Origin of the sequence: Streptomyces sp. NPDC005899, assembly GCF_040629645.1 — a bacterium.
In the GTDB taxonomy this organism is placed as follows: domain Bacteria; phylum Actinomycetota; class Actinomycetes; order Streptomycetales; family Streptomycetaceae; genus Streptomyces.
The window spans coordinates 1-2,190 of record NZ_JBEXWB010000608.1 but is presented as its reverse complement, the minus strand read 5'-3'; the positions used below and the strand labels follow the sequence as shown (position 1 = coordinate 2,190).

Sequence of the window (2,190 nt, the reverse complement as noted above, 5' to 3'; positions counted from 1 at the left end):
GGGCGTGAGCCTGGCCCCGCGGGCGGTGCTGGTGCACCGCAGGACCGAGTACGAGGAACTGCTGGCGCGGCACGGGACGCACGGGCAGGCGGCCTTCTTCCTCTCCACCCGCGGGCGGTCCGTCCAGGAGATCGCCGAGCGCCACGCGCGCCACCGGCGGGCGCTCGTCGACGTGGCCGCCGCCGTGCCGCAGCAGTGGCGCAGCACGCGGGTGGAGCGGGCCGATCTCGACCGCTTCCTGTTCGCCCCCGAGGACGTGGTCGTCGTGGTCGGCCAGGACGGGCTGGTCGCCAACGCCGCCAAGTACCTGGCCGGCCGGCCGGTGATCGGCGTCGACGCCGATCCGGGCCGCAACCCCGGCGTGCTCGTGCGGCACCGCGCCGCCGACACGGCGGCCCTGTGCCGGGCCGCCGTGGCACCCGGCGTCCGGACGGACGCCCTCACCATGGTCGAGGCCGTCGCCGACGACACCCAGCGACTGCTCGCCCTGAACGAGATCTACCTCGGACCGGCCGGCCACCAGACCGCCCGCTACCGCATCCGTCCCGACGCGGCCGATCCGCAGGCGGAGGAGCTCCAGGCGTCCTCGGGCGTCCTGGTGGGCACGGGTACGGGGGCCACGGGCTGGCTGCGCTCCCTGTGGGCCGAGCGCGGCAGCGGCCTGCGGCTCCCGGGCCCGGCCGACCCCCGGCTGCTCTGGTTCGTACGCGAGGCGTGGCCGTCGCCGGTGACCGGCACCCGCCTGGTGGCCGGCGAGCTGGGACGCGAGGACGGCCTCTCCCTCACCGTCGAGTCGGACCGGATGGTGGTGTTCGGCGACGGCGTGGAGTCGGACGCACTGGAGCTGACGTGGGGTCAGAGCGTCCGGCTCTCGGTCTCCCCCACCCGCCTCCACCTGGTCGTGTGAGGATGGCGGGGTCACCCCACGCCACGCCCCGCCACCCGGGAGAAGAGCAGCCCATGGCCACCGGCCCCGCGCGCCCCGCCACCCGCAACACCCGCCCGCCGCTCGCCCAGGCCGCCTTCGGGGTGGGAGTGGTCGTCCAGGACGGGCAGGGCCGCATCCTGCTCGGCAGGCACCGCGACGGCACCTGGGAACTGCCCGGTGGCAAGATCGACCCGACGCACGAATCGGTCGCGGCCGCCGCCGCGCGTGAGCTCCGCGAGGAGACGGGGCTCCGTGTGCCGCAGGACGCCGTGCGGGTGTTCGCGATGGTGCACGACGTGGCGGGCGGCATCAACCGGATCAGCATGGGCGCGTTCGTCGAGGCGCTGTCGCAGGACGCCGAGGTCACCGAGCCCCACCTCATCAGTGCCTGGCGGTGGACCGCGCCGCACGAGCTGCCGGGCGCCCTGTTCGACCCGTCCGCCCAGATCCTCGCGGTCTGGCGCCCCGACCTCGGTATCCGGCATCCCCCGGCCCACCACCTGCCCATCGGCCGTCCCGCCGGCACCGGCCTATAGCTGTTAACCGTTTGCCTAATGGCCGTAGGAATGCCTAGCCTCGCCGGTATGAGAGCAGTCGGTGAGCAGGACATCCGCGGGTCGTTCGTCAATTGTTCCAAGGGCGAGGCGAAGCGCCTGCCCCTGCCCCGTGACCTCGACGAGCAGCCGTGGGACGATCTGGACTTCCTGGGCTGGCGGGATCTGTCCGCGCCCGACCGGAGCTACCTCGTCACCGAGCTCCACGGCGAGCTGACCGGCGTCACGCTCCGCTTCCCGTCCCAGCAGCGGGGCTTCCTGCACCGCAGCATGTGCTCGGTCTGCCTGACCACCCATCCGGGCAACGGCGTCTCGCTGATGACGGCCCGCAAGAGGGGGCAGGCCGGCCGCGACGGGAACTCGGTGGGCATCTACATATGCACCGACCTCGACTGCTCGCTGTACGTACGGGGCAGGAAGCTCCCGGCGTCCGGGCGGCGCTTCGAGGAGTCGCTGACCGTCGAGCAGCAGATCGAGCGGACCAGGGACAAGCTCACCGCCTTCCTGGACACCCTGGCGGCCTGACCACGCGTCCCCGGCACCTTCACGGCCCTGACCCGGCGTCCCCGGCACCCTCGCGGCCTGACCCCGCTCGCGCCGCCACCCCCGCCGGGCGGCCGCGCCCTGCCCGGAAGGCCAGACGGCCGGCAGCCGGCACGGAGGGGACCACCGCCGGGGACCAGCGCCGGGGCCGGCCGTCGGGTGTCG

Annotated in this window: 3 protein-coding genes; all 3 read left to right on the top strand. The window is 74.3% G+C overall.

Annotation, left to right across the window (positions count from 1 at the left end; all coding sequences use genetic code 11):
• Positions 1-4 precede the first annotated feature (4 nt).
• From ABZ371_RS31985 to ABZ371_RS31975, 3 genes are read left to right on the top strand one after another with little or no spacing between them, the layout of a single operon-like run.
• Positions 5-907 (top strand): hypothetical protein, encoded by a 903-nt coding sequence (locus tag ABZ371_RS31985; protein WP_358686310.1) that lies wholly within the window; start codon positions 5-7, stop codon positions 905-907.
• Between the two features lie 53 nt (positions 908-960).
• Positions 961-1,464 carry an NUDIX domain-containing protein gene (locus ABZ371_RS31980; protein ID WP_358686307.1) on the top strand — a complete coding sequence of 168 codons (504 nt, stop codon included), beginning with the start codon at positions 961-963 and terminating at the stop codon, positions 1,462-1,464.
• 48 nt (positions 1,465-1,512) lie between these two features.
• Positions 1,513-2,007, top strand: coding sequence for an FBP domain-containing protein (locus ABZ371_RS31975; protein WP_358686305.1), 495 nt, complete (start codon positions 1,513-1,515; stop codon positions 2,005-2,007).
• Positions 2,008-2,190 lie beyond the last annotated feature (183 nt).

Coding starts and splice junctions, on each gene's coding strand:
- ABZ371_RS31980 (WP_358686307.1), top strand. CDS start 961: ATGGCCACCGGCCCCGCGCGCCCCGCCACCCGCAACACCCGCCCGCCG.
- ABZ371_RS31975 (WP_358686305.1), top strand. CDS start 1,513: ATGAGAGCAGTCGGTGAGCAGGACATCCGCGGGTCGTTCGTCAATTGT.